The sequence below is a fragment of the Chitinophagales bacterium genome (genome assembly GCA_041392475.1).
Taxonomy (GTDB): Bacteria; Bacteroidota; Bacteroidia; order Chitinophagales; family UBA2359; genus JAUHXA01.
In genome coordinates this window covers 111,915-137,004 of the sequence record JAWKLZ010000003.1, presented here as the reverse complement: position 1 = coordinate 137,004, position 25,090 = coordinate 111,915, and the positions used below count along the sequence as shown (strand labels likewise).

21 protein-coding genes are annotated in these 25,090 nt (G+C 38.6%); 13 read left to right on the top strand and 8 right to left on the bottom strand.

The annotated features are described in order from the left end of the window. The first annotated feature begins 119 nt into the window (after positions 1 to 119). The 5 genes from R3E32_23510 (at position 120) to R3E32_23490 (ending at position 5,218) form a co-directional block, all read left to right on the top strand. Positions 120 to 1,442 carry a citrate (Si)-synthase gene (locus R3E32_23510; protein MEZ4887722.1) on the top strand — a complete coding sequence of 441 codons (1,323 nt, stop codon included), beginning with the start codon at positions 120 to 122 and terminating at the stop codon, positions 1,440 to 1,442. 280 nt (positions 1,443 to 1,722) lie between these two features. Continuing rightward, positions 1,723 to 2,409 carry an ATP-binding cassette domain-containing protein gene (locus R3E32_23505; GenBank protein ID MEZ4887721.1) on the top strand — a complete coding sequence of 229 codons (687 nt, stop codon included), beginning with the start codon at positions 1,723 to 1,725 and terminating at the stop codon, positions 2,407 to 2,409. Positions 2,410 to 2,553: 144 nt separating this feature from the next. Next, positions 2,554 to 3,171: a sterol desaturase family protein gene (locus tag R3E32_23500; GenBank protein MEZ4887720.1), complete on the top strand. Its 618-nt coding sequence runs from the start codon at positions 2,554 to 2,556 to the stop codon at positions 3,169 to 3,171. 162 nt (positions 3,172 to 3,333) lie between these two features. Continuing rightward, positions 3,334 to 4,524, top strand: coding sequence for a hypothetical protein (locus tag R3E32_23495; protein ID MEZ4887719.1), 1,191 nt, complete (start codon positions 3,334 to 3,336; stop codon positions 4,522 to 4,524). Between the two features lie 349 nt (positions 4,525 to 4,873). Further along, positions 4,874 to 5,218 (top strand): hypothetical protein, encoded by a 345-nt coding sequence (locus R3E32_23490; GenBank protein MEZ4887718.1) that lies wholly within the window; start codon positions 4,874 to 4,876, stop codon positions 5,216 to 5,218. On the opposite strand, the gene R3E32_23485 is transcribed toward R3E32_23490, so the two are convergent. The 3 genes from R3E32_23485 to R3E32_23475 form a co-directional block, all read right to left on the bottom strand. Next, positions 5,219 to 5,932 carry an OmpA family protein gene (locus R3E32_23485; GenBank protein MEZ4887717.1) on the bottom strand — a complete coding sequence of 238 codons (714 nt, stop codon included), beginning with the start codon at positions 5,930 to 5,932 and terminating at the stop codon, positions 5,219 to 5,221. It lies immediately after the preceding gene. 31 nt (positions 5,933 to 5,963) lie between these two features. Next, positions 5,964 to 7,160 carry a MotA/TolQ/ExbB proton channel family protein gene (locus tag R3E32_23480; protein ID MEZ4887716.1) on the bottom strand — a complete coding sequence of 399 codons (1,197 nt, stop codon included), beginning with the start codon at positions 7,158 to 7,160 and terminating at the stop codon, positions 5,964 to 5,966. A gap of 331 nt (positions 7,161 to 7,491) precedes the next feature. Beyond that, positions 7,492 to 9,627 (bottom strand): 3-hydroxyacyl-CoA dehydrogenase NAD-binding domain-containing protein, encoded by a 2,136-nt coding sequence (locus tag R3E32_23475; GenBank protein MEZ4887715.1) that lies wholly within the window; start codon positions 9,625 to 9,627, stop codon positions 7,492 to 7,494. A gap of 161 nt (positions 9,628 to 9,788) precedes the next feature. Here R3E32_23475 and R3E32_23470 point away from each other — a divergent pair, with 161 nt between their 5' ends. From R3E32_23470 to R3E32_23450, 5 genes are all read left to right on the top strand, one after another. Further along, positions 9,789 to 10,493 (top strand): TIGR04283 family arsenosugar biosynthesis glycosyltransferase, encoded by a 705-nt coding sequence (locus tag R3E32_23470; protein ID MEZ4887714.1) that lies wholly within the window; start codon positions 9,789 to 9,791, stop codon positions 10,491 to 10,493. A gap of 260 nt (positions 10,494 to 10,753) precedes the next feature. Further along, the gene (locus R3E32_23465; protein MEZ4887713.1) at positions 10,754 to 11,770 is read left to right on the top strand and encodes a M42 family metallopeptidase; all 1,017 of its coding nucleotides are present in this window, start codon (positions 10,754 to 10,756) and stop codon (positions 11,768 to 11,770) included. Between the two features lie 296 nt (positions 11,771 to 12,066). Then, a complete protein-coding gene (locus R3E32_23460) occupies positions 12,067 to 13,272 on the top strand; it encodes a methyltransferase domain-containing protein (GenBank protein MEZ4887712.1) in 1,206 nt (401 codons plus the stop codon). A gap of 66 nt (positions 13,273 to 13,338) precedes the next feature. Further along, a complete protein-coding gene (locus tag R3E32_23455) occupies positions 13,339 to 14,253 on the top strand; it encodes a glutaminase (protein MEZ4887711.1) in 915 nt (304 codons plus the stop codon). Between the two features lie 125 nt (positions 14,254 to 14,378). Continuing rightward, a complete protein-coding gene (locus R3E32_23450; GenBank protein ID MEZ4887710.1) occupies positions 14,379 to 15,335 on the top strand; it encodes a calcium/sodium antiporter in 957 nt (318 codons plus the stop codon). A gap of 2 nt (positions 15,336 to 15,337) precedes the next feature. Here the strand turns inward: R3E32_23450 and R3E32_23445 are convergent, their stop codons facing one another. Next, on the bottom strand, positions 15,338 to 16,021 hold the full coding sequence (locus R3E32_23445; GenBank protein MEZ4887709.1) for an RNA methyltransferase: 684 nt from the start codon (positions 16,019 to 16,021) through the stop codon (positions 15,338 to 15,340). A 97-nt stretch (positions 16,022 to 16,118) separates the two neighbouring features. Between R3E32_23445 and R3E32_23440 the strand changes: the two genes are divergently transcribed. Continuing rightward, the gene (locus R3E32_23440; GenBank protein MEZ4887708.1) at positions 16,119 to 18,416 is read left to right on the top strand and encodes a BamA/TamA family outer membrane protein; all 2,298 of its coding nucleotides are present in this window, start codon (positions 16,119 to 16,121) and stop codon (positions 18,414 to 18,416) included. Between the two features lie 132 nt (positions 18,417 to 18,548). Here the strand turns inward: R3E32_23440 and R3E32_23435 are convergent, their stop codons facing one another. Continuing rightward, a complete protein-coding gene (locus R3E32_23435) occupies positions 18,549 to 19,637 on the bottom strand; it encodes a LysM peptidoglycan-binding domain-containing protein (GenBank protein MEZ4887707.1) in 1,089 nt (362 codons plus the stop codon). A gap of 231 nt (positions 19,638 to 19,868) precedes the next feature. On the opposite strand from R3E32_23435, the gene R3E32_23430 reads away from it, so the two are divergent. Beyond that, complete coding sequence (locus R3E32_23430; GenBank protein ID MEZ4887706.1) at positions 19,869 to 21,299, top strand: NfeD family protein; 1,431 nt, start codon at positions 19,869 to 19,871, stop codon at positions 21,297 to 21,299. 180 nt (positions 21,300 to 21,479) lie between these two features. Further along, positions 21,480 to 22,289 carry a prolipoprotein diacylglyceryl transferase gene (lgt, locus tag R3E32_23425; GenBank protein ID MEZ4887705.1) on the top strand — a complete coding sequence of 270 codons (810 nt, stop codon included), beginning with the start codon at positions 21,480 to 21,482 and terminating at the stop codon, positions 22,287 to 22,289. A gap of 7 nt (positions 22,290 to 22,296) precedes the next feature. Here lgt and R3E32_23420 read toward each other — a convergent pair whose 3' ends face one another. Genes R3E32_23420 through R3E32_23410 form a run of 3 tightly spaced genes read right to left on the bottom strand, consistent with a single transcriptional unit; the run spans position 22,297 to position 25,044 of the window. Then, on the bottom strand, positions 22,297 to 23,013 hold the full coding sequence (locus R3E32_23420) for a hypothetical protein (GenBank protein ID MEZ4887704.1): 717 nt from the start codon (positions 23,011 to 23,013) through the stop codon (positions 22,297 to 22,299). A gap of 20 nt (positions 23,014 to 23,033) precedes the next feature. After that, a complete protein-coding gene (locus R3E32_23415) occupies positions 23,034 to 24,605 on the bottom strand; it encodes an N-6 DNA methylase (GenBank protein ID MEZ4887703.1) in 1,572 nt (523 codons plus the stop codon). 13 nt (positions 24,606 to 24,618) lie between these two features. Beyond that, positions 24,619 to 25,044, bottom strand: a complete 426-nt coding sequence (locus tag R3E32_23410) for an endonuclease domain-containing protein (protein MEZ4887702.1) — start codon at positions 25,042 to 25,044, stop codon at positions 24,619 to 24,621. Positions 25,045 to 25,090: the final 46 nt, after the last annotated feature.

Sequence of the window (25,090 nt, the reverse complement as noted above, 5' to 3'; positions counted from 1 at the left end):
CGGTAGATAAAAGTTGGGCAAAACCATTTCAGTTTTACTGATTGAAATTGACATATTGGTTCGACTTTTAATGAAAATTCGCTAAATTTGCCACAAAAGAACCCATTACAATTATTTATATGGATAAACTCAAAGCAAAATTTGCAGAAAAGGCTTTGCCTTTGGCAAGTGAATTCAAGGCATTTATAAAAGAGAACGCAAACTTGGTGGTTGGAGAGGTTACTTTGGCACAAGTTTTTGGTGGCATGCGTGGTGTAAAAAGCTTGGTGACAGAAACTTCGGAATTGGATGCAAATGAAGGCATTCGATTTAGAGGGTATTCTATTCCCGAATTGAAAAAAAGGTTGCCGAAGTTGGAAGGGGATACAGAGCCGCTTCCTGAAGGTATTTTTTATTTGATGTTGACGGGAGATATTCCAACTTATGAAGAGGTGATGGAACTCAGTAGGAATTTGTCGGAGCGTGCGAGTGTTCCTCAGTATGTGTTCAATGTATTGGATACTTTTCCAACGGACACGCATCCAATGACTCAGTTTAGTGTAGCTATTTTGAGTATGCAACCCGAATCTATTTTTGAGCAGCGGTATGCGGAAGGCATCAATAAGAAGGATTATTGGGATCCGATGTATGAAGATTCTTTGAATTTGATTGCAAAACTGCCTCAGATTGCAGCTTACATTTACCGTCGTAGTTTTCACAATGGTGACCATATTGCCCCCAACAAAGATTTGGATTGGGCAGGTAATTTTGCTCACATGCTGGGTGTAAGCGATAGCAACGAGTTCAAGTCCTTGATGCGTTTGTATCTAACTATTCATGCAGACCATGAAGGTGGTAATGCTTCGGCTCATAGTACACACTTGACGGGTTCGACCCTTAGTGACGCATATTACTCTTTTTCGAGTGGTATCAATGCTTTGGCTGGTCCACTACATGGGTTGGCGAATCAAGAGGTAATCAAGTGGATTTTGGAACTTCGTGAGGATATTGGAACTTCAAAACCCAGTAAGGAACAGATTGAAGAATATGTTAGAAAAACTTTGGCAGAAGGTAAGGTAATCCCTGGATATGGTCATGCTGTTTTGCGGGTGCCTGACCCTCGATTTACTGCTCAGATGAACTTTGCCAAAATGTATTTCCCTGATGACGAGTTGGTCAATGTGGTATGGGACATTTTTGAAGTGGCTCCTAAGGTTTTGGGTGAAATGCCTAAAATCAAAAGCCCATGGCCAAATGTGGATGCCCACTCTGGGGCAACATTGATGCACTACGGAATGACGGAGTTTCGCTTTTACACTGTTCTATTCGGAGTTTCTAGGGCTTTGGGCGTATTGGCTTCTTTGTGCTGGGACAGAGCATTAGGGCTTTCTATTGAAAGACCTAAATCTGTGAGTACAAATTGGTTGAAGCAGTTTGCAGAGAAATCAAAGGCGACTTCTTAGGAACAAAGAATAAATAACCTTACAACCTTTTTGAATTTTGGACGAAAGAAGTAGGAAGCAAGATATGAGATATAAAGAATTGATAATCTTAATCCATTGATACAATTATTTGTGTCTAATTGCATCTTTACTCCTTCGTCCAAAGTCTAAAACCTTCATGCTTCTTTTTGGGAGGAGTTGAAGTAGATTCAAAAAAAATTAAAGTTATTTTTTCACCATTGTTCCATTGTTTGACACTTTGTAATCAGTTATTTAATCTTTTCTCATTGTCAAAATAGCCATGAATACAGCCAATCCAGTTGTTGAATTGGTAGATGCAAATATTTATCAAAAAGATAATCTAATATTAGAATCGGTTAGCCAAACCCTCTATGCAGGAGAGTTTGCTTATATAGTGGGCAGAACTGGTACAGGAAAAACCAGTTTATTGAAAACATTATATGGTGATTTACCCTTAAAGCATGGATGGGGCAAAGTAGCTGGTTTTGACCTCACACAATTAAATTGGCGACTTACTCCTTACCTTCGCAGAAAATTAGGTATTGTTTTTCAAGACTTTCATTTGTTGATGGATAGGAATGTGGAAGAAAATCTGCGATTTGCATTGGAGGCAACGGAATGGCGAGATGAAAATGAAATCAACAAACGCATTACCAATGTATTGGCAAATGTGGATACGAGTCACAAACGTTTTTCGATGCCTTATGAGCTTTCTGGAGGTGAGCAACAAAGAATCGTAATTGCAAGAGCATTACTGAATGACCCAGTATTGATACTTGCTGATGAACCGACAGGAAATTTAGACCCTAAGACTTCAGAAGATATTATTGGTTTACTACAACTTATTAGCCGTGAGACGGATACAACGGTTTTGGTAGGAACACATGATTTTTACACCATCGAAAAGTTTCCTGCCAAGATGCTTACTTGTATTGAAGGTAAAGTGATTGAAGGTTATAAAATGTAATCCTATGCAACCCTGAATGATTAAAAGGGTCTTTTTGTTGTCGACTTTTTTGAATATTAGAAGAACAAATTTGACTTTTTGTGCTTTTCTGTAAAGGTGGTATATTTGCAACGTTGATCATTCAAAATTTATTAAGATAAATCCATGAGTAAAACACACAACCTACACCAAGAACCAGCTAAAATATTTTCCAATCCTATATTGGAGCGGTTAACCCACACACACGTAGGGTTTCCTATTGGAATTTTTATTTTATATGCTATGGGATTGGTTTATTGGGCTGCTGCTTATACGGATATTAGCATTCCAGCCATTCCGTTATTGTTTTTAGCAGGTTTTCTATTTTTTACTTTTATTGAGTATTGGGCGCATAGAAAACTTTATCATATTGAACCAAATACTCCTAAAAGAAAACGACTTCAGTACATTATGCACGGTGTTCACCACGATCACCCCAAAGATAAAACCCGCTTGGCAATGCCGCCACTGGCAAGTATTCTATTGGCAACTTTGTTTCACGGCATTTTTTATCTGGTACTCAACAGGTTTGCTTTCTCTTTTTCAGGTGGTTTTTTGATAGGTTATGCTTTCTACCTGCTGGTTCATTATTCGGTTCATGCGTACCGCCCTCCAAAAAGCAAATTAAATATTTTTTGGAGACACCATGCATTGCATCATTACAAGTACCCTGAGTTGGCATTTGGCGTATCTTCTCCTCTTTGGGATGTAGTTTTCAATACGATGCCTCCTACTGATAAATAATCCTATTTCAAATAATTTGACAAAACAGCCTTTTGAATCCATTTTCAGAAGGCTGTTTTGTTATATTGACACTTCAATGACCTCTCTAATAATAGAAGACTATCTTTATTTTGTATTTTTGCATTCATATAGATTACCATACTTTATTAAGGTTCTAATCAAATGAACAAATTCAGTAACTGCTTTACAACTCCACTCCTACTTTCCTTATTGGTTTGCCTATTTTTGTTGCAATGCAAACCGAAAACGATTGAAATAGAAGTCAATGATTATCTTGCATTTGCACAAATGTTGGCAGATAGTCTGGATAGCAGCAATGCCAGTTTTTTCAACAAACACTTTGATGTAGATAGCATCACTACTGGCATTTTGAACAACATTCATGGGCCAAAAATCACCAAGGATGGATTCAAAAAAGGTGTGACAGACCATTTGGATGTGGGCATGAACATTGTCAGTGCAATGGGGATGGACGGTCATTGTAAACTACTTAAACTCTCCAATGATTCTATTCCAAAGGCACTTTATAGAATGGTGTCACAAGGAGGAGTCAATTATTTTGAAATTTTTCTGCAAAAAGATCTGCAAGATTCTATCAAAATCATTGATTATTACCCATATGCAGTAGGGCAGCAGTTCAGCAATACCCTCCGTAGAATTTACTTATCCTCATTGTCAGACCTCAAAGATTCCATAAAAATGGACAGTCTTTCACAAGCTGATAGTATTTATGTTGCCAATATTCCTACATTGGATAAAATCGGAAGCCTTTTTGAAAAAAGTCAGTTCAATGAAGCCCTTGCGCTCATTGATAGTTTTCCATCCAGTATTCGGGAGGATAAAATGATTCAAATTACCAAACTGAACATTGCCTTCAATGAAGGAGGGGAAACTTACCTGCAAACCGTTGAAGAATTCAAACAAAAATATCCCAAAGATCCTATTGTGGAAGTGATGTTATTGGATTTTGCTTTTGCTCAACAAGAACATACACAAGCATTGGCAATTATAGACAGTTTGGATAAAAAGATAGGTGGTGATGCTTATTTGAAGGTAATGAAAGCTACTATATATGAAGATTTGAAAAAAAATGAGTCAGCTATTTCTTTATTAATGGAGGCAATTGCTACAGAATCTACAATGGAAGAAGCCTACTGGAAAATAATTCCCCTGTATATGGAGCAAAAAAACTACGATGCTGTTGTAGGACTTTTTCCGCAAATGCAGGAATTATTTGACATCAACGCAGCCGAATTTTTGGTGTATGATGGTTATGAAGAATTTTGGAAATCAGCTGCTTTTGAAAGATGGTCTTCTACAAATCCAATTGATAGTGTGAAGTTAAATTTATAACGTGCGTCAAATTTATTTTCTATCTTTTTAGATTTCAAGTGTAACCTTTGCAAAAAACCTCCGTATCAAAAAATATAATTGTCATTTAATTGTAAAAAATGACAATCTAAAAATAAGCCCCCCTTTTCATTTCCCTTTATCTACAAGCTCATTCTAAATTACAAATAAATATCTTTGATATTTATTTTTTTGTATTACCACATAAAATATTTTCCAATAGTTTGATTTTAAATTAAGCTACGTATTTTTATGTGCGCTATTTTATCACCCGAAATTTTTTTTAGCCATGATTAATTACTATCTAACCCAAACCCTATGTTGGCTATGTTGTTGTAGCCTAATGTTAATCTTGTCATATCAAATTGTTCCCGCCATTAACCACGGCGACTGTGATACCCAAGATTCTGCTATCAGCCATTCACAATTATACATAAAAGTAACGAATGGCTTTGATTTTGAAATTGATGACAATGTTGTGAATTACATTGCCGTACAAAAAATGCTATTTGAATTGCATAAATTGGTGAAAGATTCAGATATTATTTCTGTGAAAAAACCTTCAATTCAATTGACATCTGAGGCAAATGGCATCTATGTTTTTGAGTTTGAAAATGTTAATGACATCAATATTTTGATGCAACAAGTTCAAAACTTGCACTTTATAGACTATGTACGGAAAGTTCCCATAAAATAGTTACTTTTTCAATAGGACAATTTCAATCCTTCTATTCTTGGTTTTTGCTGATTGTGTATTTTTATCTTCTTCAGGTTTGAATTCCCCATGTGTTGTAGCAGATAAATATTTAGGATCAATACCTTTGGAAATAAAATACCGCACAACAGCCAAAGCCCTTGCTGCACCCAATTCCCAGTTGGTCTCAAATTGACGGTTCTTTTTTCCTACGGGGTCTGTATCTGTATGTCCTTCAACTTGGACAAGGTTGTATTTACCACTGACCAGCGAATCTTTGATCATTTTTACATATTCATCTAAAGTAGATTGAAATTTACCTTCAATTCTGTCTTGTCCAGATTGGAAAAACACTTTGCCACGTAACTCATTCGGTATAATGATTTTTGTGATTTTTCGCTTCTCCAATTCTTGAATCAGTTCTATATTGGAGGATTGAAGTGAATCTATCAATAAATAATTGGCAGAATTGAGTGAATCGGTCTGCTCTTTCATTTTCATGTATTCAAGCTCCATATTGTTGAGATAAATGATTCGCCGTTCTTCTGCTGTTTGCAAAGAATCTTTTTGCTGCGACAAAACGCTGATGTCATAATCTTGGTCACGTAAATCAATCAAGAATATAGCTGCTATCAAAATGAATATCAATGCTAAAGTTGCCATTATATCTAAGAGCCCAATAGGACCTATACCATCATCATTTTCAAAATCTATCATGAGTCAACTGTTTAAAAGTAAAAGAGAAGGTTTATGATTGAGCGGTTTTTGCCAAATCGTGTATCAATTTGTTCAAACTAATGTTGATTTGTACAAATAACTCTTCAAACATTTTTTCTCGTGCGCCAATGTAATTGGCTAAATTTTGCTGCGACATATTTACCTGCTGGCCAATACGCTGCATCACTTCGCCATTTTTAGTATAGTCTTCCGATAGCCCCAAATAGGTACGCTGTTGTTGCTGAAGATGTCCATTCAATTGAAGTACCGTTTCTTTGATGTTTTGCAGTTCCTTTGTGAAGGTATCGACTCGATGCTCAAAACCAGCAGAATTGTTGTCCAAACTCTGTACGGCAGATTGTAGGTTGGTAATCAAATTTAATACGTTTCCTTGACTGCTATACAGGCGTTCTGTTGAATCTTTCAACAATTGGGCAGCCTCCTGCAATTTTGAAGTAGCTTGTCGCATCGTTTCAGGGAGGATTTTTTCAATGCTATCTACCATTGCTTCGTGCATCGAAAAACTTTGTTCCTTGCGGTAGAAAGGTAAAATTCGGAGCATCGAAACTTCTTCTAACCGAGTGACAAGGTGGTGCTGAAAGTTTTTGACCGACAATAGCATGAAACCTAATATCAAAGAAGCAATCACGCCCACAATACTCGTTCCCAATGCTTTATCCAAACCTCCAATAATAGCCGAAATGTCATTGTAAGAAGCCGAAGGCCCTCCTGTTGGACTACCTTTCAGTGCGCTCTCAAAACCTTGTGCGGATTGTATGATACCCAGAAATGTTCCCAAAAGTCCTACAAATATCATGGCGTTAGCAATAAATCGAATCATATTACCCGATATTCGGTACCGTTCTTCCACAATTTTTGACATCTGTTGCTCTTTGATTTCCGCATGAAGCATAGACAAAGATGCCACCTTGCTAATCCTATCTTTCACCCAACTTTCGGGCAGCGAATTTTTCACTTCCTCCAAGTTTTCTTTAGAAACAATCACAGAGGTTTCCACCTTGTCTAAAGCATTGGATTCTCGCCCCAATTGCGAAATCAAAGCTATCAGCATGATGGTAGCAACCACAAATAAAGTAGAAATCAATACACTAATATGAAGATTGTTAGGCGAATATATAAAACCAGCAAGATACAATATAACCGAACTGGCAATATACATCAATATGCCGAGCAGCAGGATGGACTGTGCAGATAGCTTTGAATTCATGTTTTTAGTGTTTTTAGTTAAACTAATGTTGGGTGAAATAAACCTATTGAAGTAGCAAAATGTTTTGGGAGGAAAATGACCTACTTCTGCTGTACAAGCAAAACCTTGTTCCAAAATAATCACTTTACAAGCAATTTTCTTTTAACTTGTTTTTTGAAGTATTTTGTGGATGCGAATATAAACGAAATTAGCAATGAATGGAAATCAAAACGAAAAAACACTGTGATTCTCAAACTATTTGGAAAATGAAATCGAAAATTTACTCTTTGTGTGTTACTTACAACTGCAATGACACAAAATTTGAAAAATCTAACATTCCTTCAACGCCTTCTCATCTATAAAAAGTTTCTCCTCGAATAGCCAATTCTTCAATGATGAACGCAGGCGTAAAACGCACACCAAATTTTTCCTGCAATTTATTCAAACGTTTCAAGGCTTTTTCAGCTCCAAGACTATCCAAATAACGAAATGGCCCTCCTGTGAAAGCAGGAAATCCTAAACCTAAGATAGCTCCCAAGTCGCCATCTTGCGGCGAAAAAATAGTGTCTTCTTGTAAACAATACGCTGCTTCATTAACCACTGTCATCATCAAACGTTGTCGAATTTGTTTGGTTTTAAACAGCAACCGTTCTTTTGCAGCACCTCCAAAAAAATCATATACATCCTCATCTACCCTACCTACTCGCCGTTTGCCCGTTTTAGAATGGTAACTATAAAAGCCATTCAAGTTTTTTCGTCCTCGATAACCTGCATTGTACAAGTCTAACAAACCCATACTAATATGTCTATTTTCATGCCTTTTACGAAAAAACTGCAGTAAAGTACCGCTCATAATGTGTGCCCCTACGTCAATACCCATTTCATCTATCAACTCAAATACTCCCTTTGAAAAACCCAATTGTTTTGCCGCCTCATCCACCTGCAAAATATCTCCACCTTCCTCCAATAACAACAATGCTTCATTTAGCAAAACTGCCAAAATACGAGTGGTATAGAAACCAGGTGTATCTTTCACCACAATCGGCGTTTTGCCTTGTCGGATCCCAACATCTATTGCAGTAGCAATGACCCATTTAGCAGTCAGTTTGGTCACAACTATTTCTAAAAGAGAGCTTTTCAATATCGGTGAAAAATAGCGCATCCCAATCACTTGTGATGGATTTTCAGCATATTGAGCCACATCCGAAATAGTGATTGCAGAAGTATTGATAGCATAAATACAATGGGTTGACAATGCGCTTACAGACTCTGCCAAGACTTGCTGCTTCAAATCCAAATTTTCAAAAACCGCCTGCACTACCAAATCTACTCCTACCAAAATTGGGTAGTCGGTAGTTGTTTGTAAACGGGTCATCAACATTGCTTGTTTATTAGGTGTGAGCAAACGTTTTTTTGCCATCTTAGCTATGAGTCTCCAAATGCGGGCTTGCGATTGTGATAAAGTCTGTTCACTTAAATCATTCAATACCACTTCAAAGCCTTTTAACAAACTCTCTCTCGCAATCATCTCCCCCATTTCCCCCGCCCCAACAATACCCAGCTTTCTAACGCTTCTTACATCCTTCGCTAAGGGGTTTTCCCTTTTGGCTTTCACTGCAAAATAAGTATTGATTAGTTGTTTGGTAATCGGATGTGTCACAACCTCATCCATCGATTTTAACTCCAATTCATAACCCAACTTAACATCATACATATATCCTACCTCCACACATTCAATAATTTTGAGCAGTGCCGGGTAATTTCCATACGTATAGCGGTGTAATTTTTGACGAGCTTCATCCAACATCATGGATCTTCCCAAAGCTGTGTTTTCCATCCATCTATCCCATCGTGATAACTTTGGCTTCCTCACAATGCTCTTCCCTATCAATCCCAGTGCCTGCTGCTGCGCTACCAATTCTAGCTGATGTGGATGTACCAATTGATCCACCAAGCCTATTGCTTTCGCTTCATAAACATTGACTTCTTTGCTGTCCACTAACATCTCTAATGCTGCTCGAATCCCTATCAAACGAGGCAGTCGCTGTGTTGCTCCTCCAAATGGCAACAAACCTAACTTCGCCCCAGAAAAAAGCAAAAAACAATCCACATTAGAAACCGTCAGCCGATAATGGCAAGTCAATGCCAACTCAAATCCAATACCCTTACAATCACCATTGATGGCTGCGATAACAGGTTTCGAACAAACCTCTATTTTTTGTAGTAGTTTGTGTATCCGTCGTCCGTAAGGTTTCCATACCCCCAATTCATTGATGTCGAACAAAAAACCCAAATCGGTTTCTACCATAAAATTTTTCTGACGGCTACTCAATATGACCGCTTCTATAGCATCATTTTTTTCTACAATAGACCATACCTTCTCCCATTCCTTTAGCAGTTCAGGTAATACTTTGTGCCTATTAGCATCCGATTGTCCCAACCAAATCCAACCACACCGACCTCGAATTTGCAATTCAAAATATTTCATGGTTATTTTTTTAAAAAAATTACTATTATTTACCGTTTAGTAAAAGCGAAAAAATAACTTTACATTTTTTGCTTTTCTTCTCTATTTTACCCTCCAAATTTTCGGAGTAGACTCTCCAAAAAGTATAAGGGGTGTAAAATCATTTCTCTTTCTATTCTCTTATGAAAATCAGCGTAATCATACCAACATTAAACGAAGTAGACAATATTCGTCAACTTGTTCCACATTTACTTCAATATGGCGATAAATACATTGCAGAAGTACTCGTTGTAGATGGAGACAGCACAGACCAAACCTTAGAAGTAGCTCGGCAATTGGGAGCAATCCCCCTAAAAAGCCCTCAAAGAGGTCGAGCCAAACAAATGAACTTTGGAGCAACACATGCCACGGGTGACATTCTCTATTTTGTCCATGCAGATACCCGCCCACCGACTTCTTTTGCAGAAGATATTTGTAAGGCTATTGAAGAAAATTATCCTATTGGGAGTTTTCGCTTCAAATTTAATTTCAATAAAGGACTACTAAAAATCAACGCCTTTTTTACTCGTTTTGACAGACTTATATCGAGAGGCGGCGACCAATCTCTCTTTGTTTCAAAATCTGCTTTTGAAAACTTGAATGGTTTTGATGAACAATACCGCATCATGGAAGATTATGAGTTCATTATCCGTGCTCGAAAAACATTGCCTTTCAAAATCATTCCCAAAGCAGTCATTGTTTCGGCCCGTAAATATGAGCAAAATAACTATTTTCGTGTGAATATTGCGAATGGGATAGTTTATGGAATGTTTTTGATGGGCGCATCTCAAGATAGTATGATCAATATGTACAATCGACTGCTAAATATTAGCCGCTATGGGAAATAGATTTGCCAGCGATATGTAAAACTTCAAATTCAAAGCAGAAATAGAAACGCGTCCATTCAGCCATCAAACAATTTTAGACTTTGGGCGAAAGATTAAAGACATAAGACAAAAAGCTTTAAATCATTGACAGCGAAGGAATTAAGTGAAATTGCATTGAAAATGTAATTCGCTCATAATCAATTATTTGCTTCTTTTTTCTTTCTACTTATGTCTTTTGTCCAAAGTCCAAAACAATTCAACCATAAAACAATTCAACTACAATGCAAAATCTCAAATACAACAAGCTCAAAGAATTGGTTCAAATTGACTCTCCAAGTGGATTTACCCACAAAGCCTGTAAATATATCTTTGACTTACTGCAAAGTTATGGCTACAACCCCAAATTCACCAACAAAGGAGCTGTCACCTGCGATTTGGGCGATGCTCCCACTCTTGCTTTTGCAGCTCATGTCGATACTTTGGGGGCAATCGTTACTAAAGTGAAAGGAGATGGCACTTTGTCTTTCTCCAAAATTGGAGGCCCAATACTTACGAGCTTTGAAGCAGAATATTGCAGAATTTACACACTAAATGACCAAGTATATACAGGTACATTACTACTCAATAATCCTTCGGTCCATACCAATCGAGAGGCGGAAAGCACCAAGCGTGAATTGAAGAACATGCACATTCGCATTGACGAAGAAGTTCACAATCAAGAACATGTTGAGAAGTTGGGTATTCGGGTAGGTGATTTCATCTGTTTTGATACCAAATATCAAGAACTGGACAATGGTTTTATCAAGTCCCGTTTTATGGACAACAAAATTAGCTGCTATGTGCTGTTTGAAGTAGCCCGCCGATTGAAGGAGAAAAAACAGAGTGCCCCTGTCCAATTGTTTTTCTCCAATTATGAGGAAGTTGGTCATGGCGGTACTTGTGGTTATGCGCCAACGATTCAGGAACTGGTGGTTTTGGATATGGGAGTAGTTGGTGGAGACACTGCTGGTAGTGAATACCACTGTTCCATTTGTGCCAAAGATTCAACTGGCCCCTACGATTATTTGATGCGTAAACGGCTGGTGAACATTGCAGAAAGTAAAGACATTCCCTTCAAACTGGATATTTATCCTTACTATGGTTCAGATGGTTCGGCAGCTTTGGCAGCAGGAAATGATTTTCGGGTAGCCTTGATTGGCCCTGGGGTAGCAGCTTCTCACGGCATGGAGCGCACCCATAAAAAGGGCGTGGAAGCAACTATTGACTTGTGCTTGGCATACATAGAAGAATATCAATAGAAAAAAATAATCCATCATAAATTTCAGTTAATACATAAACATATCGCACTTCACATTCAATAAAAAAATATTTATTGCTCTATATTTATTAATTCAATAAAATATACTCAATCAATTACAGAACACTTTTATATCTTGCCTAACCCCATTCAAGTTTCATTCAAACTGGGCAAGGTTTCCCTCTTTAGCTAAAATAAAGTGGTAAATTTGTTACGAATGATATGCTATCCCAGACAGACACCTTGACTTAACCACTTTCTGAACCATTTACTAACATCAAAACCACATTAAAAACCGTGAGACTTCACAGAAATTTAGTAGAGGCTGTTACACAAGCCGTTGAAGATATTTTTGCACACCATCAGTATGCGGATCAAGTAATTGAGCGCACCTTGAAGTCCAATAAAAAATGGGGTAAACGTGACCGACATTTTATTGCACAGCATACCTACGAAATGGTGCGTTGGTGGCGACTCGTGATTGAGACTGCCAACTATGATATCGAGCCTAAAACAAATGACTTTTGGCATTTATTTGGTGTGTGGCTCACCCTAAAGGGAGAAGATTTGCCTGGATGGAAGGAGTTTCAAAATATCAACCCTTCTATTTTGCGCCACAACTACGAGGCCATCAAAAATGTGCGCCATATCAGAGAGTCTATTCCCGATTGGATAGATGTGTTGGGTGAGCATGAACTTGGGGAGGAACAATGGGAACTTGAGTTGGCTGCAATGAATCAACCTGCCCATACGGTTATCCGTGCCAACCGATTGAAAACTTCAAAAACAGAACTTTACGATTGGTTGTCAAATGAGGGCTATGCTTTTATGATGTTGCCGTGGTGTAAAGATGCATTTGTGGTGAAACAAGAAAAAAGTCTACAAAAAAGTGAAGCCTACAAAAATGGTTGGTTTGAACTACAGGATGCTGGCTCACAGCTAATTGCTCCTTTTCTGGGTGTGAAGCCTGGTATGAAAGTGATTGACGCGTGTGCAGGAGCAGGCGGCAAAACGCTTCACCTCGCTGCTTTGATGGAGAATAAGGGTGAGATTTTGGCGATGGATATCCATGCCAATAAACTCGAAATTTTGAGACAAAGGGCTAAAAGGGCAGGAGCGAACAATATCCGCACACAAGAAATTCCGAAAAATATGCACTCCTTGTACAACTCTGCTGATAGGATTTTGCTGGATGTTCCTTGTTCTGGTTTAGGAGTATTGAAGCGAAAGCCTGATACCAAATGGAAACTTACTCCCGATAACCTTCGTGAAGTCCGAAAATTGCAGGCCAATATTTTGCAGGAATACAGCAAAATGCTGAAGGTTGGCGGTAAATTGGTTTATGCTACTTGCAGTATCTTGACTTCTGAAAACCAAATTCAAATTGACCATTTTTTAGACCAACAAGACGGCAAATTTGAGTTGATGAGTGATTTGGCATTGTCGCCTTACAAGTATGGCTTTGATGGTTTTTATATGGCTTGTTTGGAGCGAATAAGCTGAAAAAGTTTGACTGTTATTTGTTTTGATGCTGCAAAGTGATTTTCTATTTTTGGGTAAACCTATGACATGAACTACCAGAAAATCATTGAAGAAATCTACATCAAAGTCAAAAATGGCGAAAATATTGGTCAGGTTGCCACTTATATTCCCGAACTCAGCACTGTGAATCCCGATAGGTTTGGGATTCACTTGACTACGATTCAACACGAACATTCCTACGTTGGCGATAGCAATGTAAAATTTTCTATTCAAAGCATTTCCAAGGTTTTAACACTCGCCCTTGCCTACAAAATGGAAGATGCAAAATTATGGGAACGGGTAGGTGTAGAGCCTTCAGGAAGTTCGTTCAATTCTTTGGTACAGTTGGAGTACGACTTTGGTATTCCCCGCAATCCATTTATCAATGCAGGGGCAATAGTGATTTGCGACATCTTGGTGAGTCTTTTGGACAACCCAAAACAGACGTTACTCACCTTCATCCAAGAAATATCCAACAACTCCAATATTGACTACTCCCAAACCATCATAGATTCCGAAAAATCAACGGGTTTTCGCAATGCTGCTTTGGTTAACTTCCTCAAATCGTTTGGTAATATACACAACGATATTGAAGTAGTACTGGACTTTTACTACAGTATGTGTTCCATCGAAATGACCTGCAAAGAACTTTCCCGAACCTTTCTTTTTTTGGCGAATAACGGAAAAAATTCTTTTTCGAAAGAATCCATTCTCACCACAAGTCAAACCAAGCGCATCAATGCCATCATGCAAACCTGCGGTTTTTATGACGAAGCAGGTGAATTCTCCTATCGAGTAGGTTTGCCTGGCAAAAGTGGTGTTGGAGGAGGAATTATAGCTGTGTATCCCAATGAATATGCTATTGCTGTTTGGAGTCCAAAATTGAACAAAAAAGGCAATTCCTATAGAGGAATGAAGTTTCTCGAGCTGTTTACTTCAAAAACGGAGTCTTCTATTTTTTGAAAAAACTTTATTTTCAACTAATGAAACGTTTTTGAAGCATTCCAAGTTATAGTGGAATCAATCATCTGCTATTGCAGGTATTTAAACAACTCTTTTTCAGAAAAATAAAAACCCATAAAAATAAAATGTTTCTTCAAATAGTATTGATAATCATAGGTTTTGCTTTACTAATCAAAGGTGCAGATTGGATGGTATATGGTTCTTCGGCTCTCGCCAAAAAGAACAACATTTCTGACCTTGCTATAGGATTAACCATTGTAGCATTTGGAACTTCGGCTCCCGAATTGGTCGTCAATTCGATTGCAGCCTACCAAAACTATTCGGACATTGTATTCGGCAATGTGATTGGTAGCAATAATTTTAATTTATTTATTATTCTCGGCATTGTGGGACTCATCTCTCCCATTGTCGTTCAGTCGAGTACGGTTTGGCGAGAAATTCCGTTTTCGTTTGTCGCCATCATCGTTTTGTTTTTGTCTGCCAATAGCTATCTAAGTTCAGCCCCTCCTTCGCTTACCCGCATAGATGGTTTTGTATTGATGATATTTTTTTTACTTTTCTTATTCTACGTTTACAAACAACTTCAAAACGACCCCGTAGTACTCGAACCTTCAACAGCAGACCTTTCCAATCCAAAGATATGGGGTTTTATTGCGATGGGTTTGGTAGGCTTGATAGCAGGCGGTCAATTTGTTGTGACCAATGCCATCAAAATTGCAGAAACGATGGGCGTGAGCGAAAAAATCATTGGATTGACCATTGTTGCTGCGGGTACATCGCTTCCCGAATTGGTGACATCTGTTGTGGCTGCTACCAAAAAGAACAGCGATATCGCCATTGGAAACATCATTGGTTCTAACATCTTCAATATCTTCCTTATTTTGTCTATTAGCGGATTCATTCGACCTTTGCCCTACAATACGGTCTTCAATACAGATATTTTCATTTTGGCTGGCGGAACACTTTTTTTGTTTGTTGCCATGTTTACGGGTGTTCGGCAAAAGTTGGACAGGTGGGAAGCGGGGGTTCTTTTGGGGAGTTATATTGCCTATACGGTTTATTTGATTGGGAAGGAAATGTGACATTACCCCAACACCGCCACCGCCCCAATAATGCTCGCTGCAATGGCGACATTGAGCGACTCCGCTTTGCCTCTTTTCGGAATCGTAATCGGATGAGTGATATAAGATTGAAGGTCATCACCAATACCTTGCCCTTCATTTCCCATCAAGATAAACCCTTGCCCCTCAAACTTAGTCGAAAACAAATTGTTCCCTTCTAACAAAGCACCATATACAGGCACGTCTTTAAAACGTTTGAATAAGGTAGGAAGATCAGTATAGACCAATTGCAGCCTGAAGAGTGATCCCATGCTTGCTTGCACCACTTTTGGACTGTAAGCATCTGTGGAAGTAGAGGAACAAAATAGATGAGTCATTCCGAGCCAATCTGCGGTGCGTATAATTGTACCCAAGTTGCCGGGGTTTTGAATATCGTCTAAAACAAAAGCAAATTGATTTATTGTGGAGGGATATACTTCAAAAGGAGGTACTGCAGCCAGAGCCAAAACCTGATTGGGTGTATCCAAATTGGAGATACTTTTCAAGTCCTTCTCATTGACTTCAATAACTTTGTCCGCTACCGATTGTAGTAAAGATCGGTGCTTTTGTGTCCACGATTCTAAGGCATAAATACCTTGAATCGGAATATTAGATTGCAGCAACTCCAATACCATTTTGTCTCCTTCAACGACAAAAGCGGCATTCATCTGCCGATATTTCTTAATTTTGAGTGACCTTATATATTTAACTCGGTTTTTAGTAAGCATTGTGAAAAATAATCAACGTTTAATAAAATTGCTGTTTTTGTGCTGCTTGTTTTCTGCAATGAGTTGTACGCATACCCGTCATTTGCCCGAAGGTAAAACCCTGCACAAAACTACGCTTATCGACTTCAAATCAGATATCGCTATCAAGGATAAATCCGATTTGAAGGAACAATTATACAATTTATCACGCCCGAAACCTAATGCCAAATTTCTGGGCATTGGGAAGGTGAAGCTTTGGATATACAACCGCACTCGAAATGCTAAAAAGGGCTTGGGGGAATGGCTTAGGCGAAATTTGGGACAACCACCTGTACTCATAGACAGCACTTTATTGGATCGTTCACAACAAGTGATGGCATTGAAGCTGCAAAAAAAAGGTTATTTTCAGCAAAATGTGAGCTATGAAACTGTTACCAAAAATCGGTCTACTTCTGTTACCTACAAAGTATCGGTAGAAAAACCCTATCGAATTGACAGCATTTTTCTACCTACTGATACGGCAACAAATCCGATTGCGAAGGTGATTCAAGAAATAAAATGGGGTAGCTATTTGCAGACCAATGACCAATTTGATGCCGATGTATTGCAGCAAGAAAGAATCCGTATTACCCAATATTTGCGAAACAATGGTTACTATAATTTTAGTAGCAACTTTATACATTATGATTTAGACAGTTCCAAAATCAACCGCTCTATCAAAGTTTACTTGAAGGTCAAGCAAGCTTCAAATGGTTCGCATACGCCTTATCGGATTGGTAAGGTATTCGTTTATACCCAACATAATCCAAAAGATACACTATTTAACTATCCTGATACGACTTTTGTGAATGGCTATTACTTCATCACACCTGCGGCCAGAAAATTCAAACCTCAAGCCATTGTAGATCATTTGCTCCTCAAACAAGGAAAACTGTACTCCCAAAATGATTATCAAAATACCATCAATCGTTTGTTTAGTTTGGGGGTTTTTAAGTTTGTCACCATAGGTTTCACTAAAGATACTATTGCTGAAAATCAACTCAATACTTTCATCCGTTTGGTTCCAAGTGTTCGACAAGGTGTATCTACCAATATGGAAGTAAACAACCAAACGGCTAGTGCATTTGCTTCTAGCGGCACAGGAGGGCTTTTGGGTATTGCAGTAGGCGGAACGTATCGAAATAAAAACACTTTTAAAGGAGCAGAAGCACTGAACCTCAACCTGTATTATGGTCAAACCGTCAATATTGGTAACAATACAAACTCTGATAATCCAAGAAACAATATCAATGAATTCAGTGGTGAAGCCGTATTAAGTTTACCCAAATTCCTTGCCCCCAAACGTTTTCACCCAAAAGTATCGAATCAAAACCGTCCAACTACAAATATACGAATAGGTTTTGGTCGGGTCGAAAGTGCCAATCAATTTACAATTACTTCTTACAATTTGGCGTATGGCTATACTTGGCGAGAACAGCAAGAGTTGAGCCGCAACCAGCATTTACACACTTTCAGTCCTCTGTCTATTAGCTCGGTAAATGTTACCAATACAACTCCATCGTTTGATGAATATTTGCAGCAAAACCCCCGTCAAAGATTGACCTTTCAGCCTCGAATCATTGTTGGCCCTATTTATTCCTACTCTTTTACAAATCAAGACCTTAACCAACGAAGGGATTTTGATGTATTCAGAGGTACTATTGAAGTTGCAGGGGCAGGACTTTCCAATATCGAACAACTGCTACGGGCTAATAACATCACGGATAGTCTCAAAATTTTTGGTATTGACTATGCACAGTTTGCTCGTGTGGAAGCAGATTTTAGGAAATACAAAATGGTGACAGCCAAAAGCGAATTGGTTTCGAGGATTGCTACGGGTTTGGTGATTCCTTATGGCAATTCAGATGCGGTGCCTTTTGTGAAGCGGTTTTCTATTGGAGGACCCAACAGTTTGCGGGCTTTTCAGTTGGGGCGTTTGGGACCTGGTACGACCAATTTGAACCTCGATACGACCAATGTGAAGGCATTTCGTCGGGGTGATATTCGCATTGAAGCCAATGTCGAATACCGTTTTCCGATTTGGAAATACCTCAAAGGAGCATTGTTCGTAGATGCTGGAAATGTGTGGACTTTGCGTGAAGAAAACGAAACGACAGGCGGTTTGCTTTCCTTCAAAGATTTTTGGGGAAGTTTGGGATTGGGAACGGGCGTGGGTACACGGCTCGATTTTGGATATTTTGTGCTTCGTTTGGATTTTGGCTACCGCCTTCGAGACCCTCGACAGCCTGCGGGTGAACGCTGGGTGGCGGATAGAAATATTGTGACTTGGCAGTTTGGGATTGGGTATCCGTTTTAGGGAATTTTGAAGGAAAGTCTTACCACAAAGCGCGGGGATTGAGATCTGACCAAGTAACAGAAAATCCTCTACCATTGAAGTAAATGATAGAGGATTTTTTGTTAGTGTATTTAAAATGATTCAATGTGAGTGTCAATTCGTCACAAAAAACCGTGTGCTTACCTGCGATTTTTCATCCAAGATGTTCAATTCTTTTGCAGCACTAGAAGTCAGGCGAATCAATACACCTTCATTGGCAGTATTGTCGGGTAGTTTTTGAATCACTTTCACATAAATCGAACGGTTGTTGAGTGGATTGGTGACACGCACTATCGAAAAAAGTGGCGCATCTTTGTGAAGCGCATACATATTATCACCACGAGAAGGTTCGGTTTCATCAAACCATGTTGCGATACCTGTCTGTGCTTTTTGTTTGTATTTACCAGTCGAATCTTCCACCATATTGAAGTATTTCCGCTCAAAAACAGTCATGGGTTTCATAGGTTTAGGAGGAACAGCAAGTGCTTTTGCACCTTCGGGAACCAACCATCCTACAATCAGCCCTTGTCCATTCTTAATAGCTCCTGCCGAAAGGTCGTTCCAATTTTGAAGTGCTTTGAGGCTTTGATTGTACATTTTTGATAAGCCATAGAGAGTTTCGCCAGTAGAAACAATGTGGCGTACAGGTTTGATGTCACCCAAATCCACCATATCTTTTGGGCTGATTTTTTCTAAATCATCAATCAAAGTTTTCGGTTTTTTATCAACTGCAATTGGCGTTTCTCCTGTTGAAGGATTTGCAGTGATTTTTACATCAGGTTTTTGGGTTGGCGGTGATGCTAAGATAATTTTGCCGTCTGGAATCGGTCCCGCCAAAGGGTTTTCCACAATGGTTTTTTTATACTGAGCGGCCGTTTCTGCAGTTAGTTTATCCGCACTCATATCAACGCCAGGTACATCACCCAATTTTACTTCAATTCCATTATCTATACCTGCTGTTGCACTCATATTGACCAAACTACTCCCTCCAACAGGTATCTTCACGATGTCTCCAATGTTGATATTATCACCAACGATATTGGGGTTTACAGCTTTAATATCAGGAATACTGAGTTTGTACATAACCGAAAGACGGTAAAGTGTTTCTCCTTTTTTTACAATATGGTTGGTTGTATTATTTTGTGCAACAACTGCACATAGCGTTAGACTTATTAAAAATGCAGTTAAAATAAACTTTTTCATAACTTATTATTGCGGTTTAAAATATAATATTTAAGCGAATTTACAAAAAATCGAGAATTGGTCGTATATTTTGTAGTAGATTTGTTATTATTTTTGGGAATGAGGAGTGCAAATTATTGGAAAAATCAACATTACCAAAGCATTAAAATCATAATGACACTTGGTTTTTAAATCCTTACACAATATAAACTTTTAGTTATTTTTTGGTCGCTTCTTAAATTACAAATTGATATGCGAACTATCTTATTTTTTTTCGTTCCTTTTTTGCTTTGCAGCACAATGCTTGCACAATCCCCTGCTATTGACACCATAAATGTTGATACGTTAAAAGCAACGAATACAGAACCTTTAAATAAAAATAACCCCACTAATGCCACTAAAATTGTTCCAAAAAATAAAATTTATGTATTCGAGCTAAACGAAGCCATTTTTCCTGCCGCTTGGCGAAGGGTCAAAAGAGCCGTTGAAGAAGCGGAGGCGGCAAATATGGATTACATCATCGTGCATCTCAATACCTATGGTGGCGCAGTAGATATGGCGGATTCTATTCGCACCAAACTACTGAAAGCCAAGCCTACTACAATTGCTTTTATTGACAACAATGCAGCCTCGGCTGGTGCTTTGATTTCTTTGGCTTGCGATAGTATTTACATGGTCGAAGGCGCACAAATTGGTGCTGCAACGGTGGTCAATCAAACGGGTGAACAAATGCCCGACAAATACCAATCTTATATGAGGGCAACTATGCGCTCTACCGCCGAAGCACAGGGCAGAGATCCACGCATTGCAGAAGCGATGGTGGATGATCGAATTACTATCCCTGGCATCATTGACTCCGCCAAAACCCTGACTTTCACTACTTCTGAGGCTTTGAAGTATGGCTTTTGTGAAGCAAAATTCAACAATATTGAGGCAGTCATTGACCATTTGGTTCCCAACAATCAAGCAGTGGTGACAGAATATGAGCCTACTTGGCTGGATACACTCATCGGGATTTTGTCCAATCCAATGCTCAGTGGTTTTTTGATGGTGGTGATGTTTATGGGAATTTATGCAGAAATTCAAACTCCTGGGGTAGGTTTTCCGATTTTGGCTGCAATTACCGCTTCAATTTTGTACTTTGCGCCCAATTACATCGAAGGACTGGCACAAAACTGGGAAATATTGCTTTTTGTGATTGGGGTCATACTGCTTGCCGTCGAAATATTTGTTCTGCCAGGTATGGGCATTGCAGGCATCAGTGGGATTATTCTCATTTTTGCAGGACTTTCGCTGAGTTTGGTACAAAATGATTATTTTGATTTCACCTTCACGACCTCAGATGATATTACCAATGCTTTTACAAGGGTGTTGTTTTCGATTATTGGCTCTGTCATTTTAGCAGTATTGCTGGGCGGCAAATTTGTCAAATCCAAAGCTTTTGACCGATTGGTGTTGGCAGAAACTCAGGAATCTTCTAAAGGTTTTACCATCAAAGCCAATGAATACGAAGCTCTTATCGGCAAAGAGGGTGTTGCTTTAACTGACCTCAAAATTTCGGGTAAAATTGAAGTAGAGGACGAACGATATGATGCCATTACAACGGGTGATTTCATTGAAGCTGGAACGAAGGTCGTGGTGAAGAAGTATCAAGGGAATTACCTTGTGGTAAGAAAAGTTTGATGGTTTGATGGTTTGATGGTTTGATGGTTTGATGGTTTGATGGTTTTATGGTTTTATGGTTTTATGGTTTCATGGTTTTATGGTTTTATGGTTTTATGGTTTTATGGTTTTAGCTATTAACCATTCTTCAATCACACAATCTTATAGTTCAAAAACAAAGCAATTTAACAATTCAACAACATGGATTTATTAGCATACATTACTTGGAATGTCAATCCCGACATTTTTCACATCGGTCCCCGCCCTATCAGATGGTATGGTTTGCTGTTTGCAATGGGCTTTTTGTTGGGTTATTTTTTGGTGCGAAAAATGTTTTTGCGGGAAGATGCTCCAGAAGAATGGTTGGATTCTTGTTTGATTTACACCATGATAGGTACAATTGTTGGTGCAAGGTTGGGCAATGTGTTTTTCTACGATTGGGCCTACTACTCTGCAAATCCTGTCGAAATCCTCAAAATCTGGAATGGGGGTTTGGCGAGTCATGGGGCTGCCATAGCGATTCCGCTTTCTCTTTGGATTTACTCCAAACGGATTACTAAAAAATCGGTATTGTGGATATTGGATAAAGTGGTCATTGCAGTAGCTTTGGCAGGTTGTTTTATTCGATTGGGAAACCTGATGAACTCCGAAATATATGGTATTCAAACCGATGTGCCGTGGGCTTTCATTTTCGCAAGAGTGGATGCAATCCCCCGACATCCTGTTCAAATCTATGAATCGCTGTGTTATTTGTTCAGTTTCGGCATCTTGATGTTTGTGTATTGGAAAACCGATTTTTACAAAAAACAAGGCTTTATTTTTGGACTGTTTTTGGTCTTGATTTTTGGTTTCCGCTTTGTGATGGAGTACTTCAAAAATGCACAAGGAGGTTTTGAAAATGCTTTGGGACTATTCAGCACAGGGCAATGGCTGAGTATTCCGTTTGTGCTGTTGGGCGTGGGATTGATGGTTTGGAGTAATGGGAGAAAGGTAGGAGAATTGGAGAGTTAGGTAGATATTACTTCGTGAACATTATCAGTTCTCCTCCGCAATATAAGCCACTGTCAAACAATCCAAAATAAATATTTTTATCGATTTTTTGATAGCCTTCTGGAATTTCACTTTCATTTTTAGGAATCAGATATTCATACCACATCAAAAATCCATCATATACCAATCGAACATCTCCATCATTTTCAATGATAATGGACTCACAATCTGTTTTTTCGAGTAGCATTTTGAGGTATTTTAGTTTCTCTTTGGTGAGTGAGAAGTACGTTTCCAATTTTGTAATCTCATGAAAATCAAAGCTTCCCTGAAAACGCCATGTCCAATTCTCAAACTTCAATATAGTATCTTCAATAAATACCAAAGCATTCCAATTTTCATCAAGTTCAAATTGAGGAGTGTACAAATCCTCTTCTTCAGACATAAATAAAGTAACAGGATTTGAATGATTAGCAGGCTTAATGGAAGTCAATATAAATCCCAATGTATCACCTTTTGAAAAACCAATACTGCTGCTATCTGGAAGGTATTTTGCATAAGCTATCAACTCTTCAAAATCTTCTTTGTGGTTTGCATAATTATCCTGAATACTTTGTCTCACATGTTCTTCCGATTTCCTCACCCTCCAATCATAAAAAGGGCCACAATAGATTATAGTCCCCAAGCCTGCTAAGGCGATAACGAGCAGAATATATATCGATATTTTTAAAAAAATTGCTTTATTCATTACTCCTGTTTTTTCGGCTCTCACTTCAATAACTTATCCAACAAAACATTCACTCTCTCAGCCTCTCCTTTCAGCTCATTTTGAAGATATTGCAGGGTCAGTCTGCTTATTTCACCATGCCATTTCACTTCCGTTGGATTCGCCCAATTGATTTTCCGAAAAGGAATACTCGAAAGCGGTTTCTCCGAAAACTCCACAATGCTCCCTTTCACAATCCCCTTGTTTCTCAGCCAATGAAATACTTTTGGGTGGTTCAAAAAAGCCAATACATAATAGATGCTTTCTTTTGTGGTCTCCTTCAAAAACAAAGCCGTCACATCTTGCGTCGGAAAAATTCCACTTCCCACATAGGCAAATCGAAAATAATCCTTGTTAGATATTCTCTCTTTGCAGGGAACGAAAATTCGGGGTTTATCCGAAGCAAAGAGCTTGTAATTCCGCAAAAAAACCCAATTCCAATAGGGAATCAAACGGTTGTATTGATAGCGTTTTTGCAGTTGTGTTTTGAAAGGCTGCAATTTCTCATAAAAATTGGGAAAATGAGTCTTCAATTCCTCCTCACTTTTCACGCCATTCACAAATAGGTAAGGAGTCGTTTGTTGGTAATGAAAAGGGCGTAAATGTTTTGCCTTCACCACTTGAATACTATGCTGCACCTCCATTTCATCCAACAACTGCCCCTCCAACTGAAAAGCCTTGTCTAAACCGCTCACCATTCCATTCCCAATCTCACAAACATCGCCTATGGTGTCGTAATTTTCCTTCAAACCTTCATCTTTACCTGTCAAATCTACACAAGCCTTCTCAAATTCCTCAACCTCTCCCCTCTCCTTCTCCGAAATTAACAACCATCGTTGATGGACTTCAAAAGGCGGAATAGAAAATTTTTGGATATCTGGATGACCCGATTTTGACTGGTTCATTTCCTTCAACACCTCCAAATTCAAGGCTTTTTTTTGATAGTATTTAGCGACTTCAATATTAGGCTTTGCAGCTTTCTGTGATTTGACATACTTAAAAATCACCACCGAAATGGTTGCGTTGTCAAAAATCGGTGTTTCATTGAAGTGAAAAATCTTTTCAAAATACCCCTTCTCCACCATATAATTCCGCAAACTGAGCGAATGAGTTGTATTCATCCAATATTCGGGACAAATAAAAATCAGCTGACCGTTTTCCTTGAGGCACTCAATGGATTTGAGAATGAAAATGTAGAGGTAATCACACAAACTGTTGAAATACTGATTCCAAAGCGGATTTTCTGTCAGTTCTTCCTTCAATCTGGCTTCTAAATTTTTCCAACGGATATAAGGTGGATTCCCAATCACCAAATCGTACTTTTCTTCACTAGTAGCAGCTACAAAACTTTCATATCTCACACAAGAATAGGCGGTTGCCAATTGAGGGTCAATTTCATAGGCGGTCAAATTCCGAAAGCCTTTTTGCTGCAATAAATCCAAAAAAACTCCTTCTCCACAGGCAGGTTCCAATATTGCAGCATCGGGGTTGATATTTGCCAACGAAATCATAAAATCGGCTACGATGGTGGGGGTGAAATATTGACCGAGTTTGTTTTTGGGGTTTTCTTGCATTTTATGTATTTTTCTAAACTGTATTCGAATCTATCTCACCTTCCTTTGAAGGGATTAAGAGAGGTTCCAATAATTCTACAATCTTCAACTTCACCTTCTCAATATCATATAGTACCTCCTCATTCTTGAATCGAATCACCTCAAATCCTTCTACATTCAAAAACTTTGTTCTCGCCTCATCATATTCCTTCTGAAAATCGTGAATCCGTCCATCCACTTCTATCACCAATTTCGCCCCAATACACACAAAATCCACAATAAAAACCCCAATAATATGCTGTCGCCTAAACTTAAATCCTCCTAACTGCTTATTCCTAACAAGCTCCCAAAGCACCTTTTCAGCTGGTGTTTGGTTCTTTCGTAATGTCAATTGGTACTGTCGAGAAATCTGGTAAAATGTAGGATTTGCTGTTTTCCAGCCAAAGTTATTGTTTTCCATTGCCTTGTGTTTACTTTTAACCTCCCCTAGCCCCTCCAAAGAAAGG

Bases quoted from the DNA above. Each gene is read 5' to 3' on its own strand.
- R3E32_23510 (MEZ4887722.1), top strand. From the start codon at position 120: ATGGATAAACTCAAAGCAAAATTTGCAGAAAAGGCTTTGCCTTTGGCA.
- R3E32_23505 (MEZ4887721.1), top strand. From the start codon at position 1,723: ATGAATACAGCCAATCCAGTTGTTGAATTGGTAGATGCAAATATTTAT.
- R3E32_23500 (MEZ4887720.1), top strand. From the start codon at position 2,554: ATGAGTAAAACACACAACCTACACCAAGAACCAGCTAAAATATTTTCC.
- R3E32_23495 (MEZ4887719.1), top strand. From the start codon at position 3,334: ATGAACAAATTCAGTAACTGCTTTACAACTCCACTCCTACTTTCCTTA.
- R3E32_23485 (MEZ4887717.1), bottom strand. From the start codon at position 5,932: ATGATAGATTTTGAAAATGATGATGGTATAGGTCCTATTGGGCTCTTA.
- R3E32_23480 (MEZ4887716.1), bottom strand. From the start codon at position 7,160: ATGAATTCAAAGCTATCTGCACAGTCCATCCTGCTGCTCGGCATATTG.
- R3E32_23475 (MEZ4887715.1), bottom strand. From the start codon at position 9,627: ATGAAATATTTTGAATTGCAAATTCGAGGTCGGTGTGGTTGGATTTGG.
- R3E32_23470 (MEZ4887714.1), top strand. From the start codon at position 9,789: ATGAAAATCAGCGTAATCATACCAACATTAAACGAAGTAGACAATATT.
- R3E32_23465 (MEZ4887713.1), top strand. From the start codon at position 10,754: ATGCAAAATCTCAAATACAACAAGCTCAAAGAATTGGTTCAAATTGAC.
- R3E32_23455 (MEZ4887711.1), top strand. From the start codon at position 13,339: ATGAACTACCAGAAAATCATTGAAGAAATCTACATCAAAGTCAAAAAT.
- R3E32_23450 (MEZ4887710.1), top strand. From the start codon at position 14,379: ATGTTTCTTCAAATAGTATTGATAATCATAGGTTTTGCTTTACTAATC.
- R3E32_23445 (MEZ4887709.1), bottom strand. From the start codon at position 16,021: ATGAATGCCGCTTTTGTCGTTGAAGGAGACAAAATGGTATTGGAGTTG.
- R3E32_23435 (MEZ4887707.1), bottom strand. From the start codon at position 19,637: ATGAAAAAGTTTATTTTAACTGCATTTTTAATAAGTCTAACGCTATGT.
- R3E32_23430 (MEZ4887706.1), top strand. From the start codon at position 19,869: ATGCGAACTATCTTATTTTTTTTCGTTCCTTTTTTGCTTTGCAGCACA.
- lgt (MEZ4887705.1), top strand. From the start codon at position 21,480: ATGGATTTATTAGCATACATTACTTGGAATGTCAATCCCGACATTTTT.
- R3E32_23420 (MEZ4887704.1), bottom strand. From the start codon at position 23,013: ATGAATAAAGCAATTTTTTTAAAAATATCGATATATATTCTGCTCGTT.
- R3E32_23415 (MEZ4887703.1), bottom strand. From the start codon at position 24,605: ATGCAAGAAAACCCCAAAAACAAACTCGGTCAATATTTCACCCCCACC.
- R3E32_23410 (MEZ4887702.1), bottom strand. From the start codon at position 25,044: ATGGAAAACAATAACTTTGGCTGGAAAACAGCAAATCCTACATTTTAC.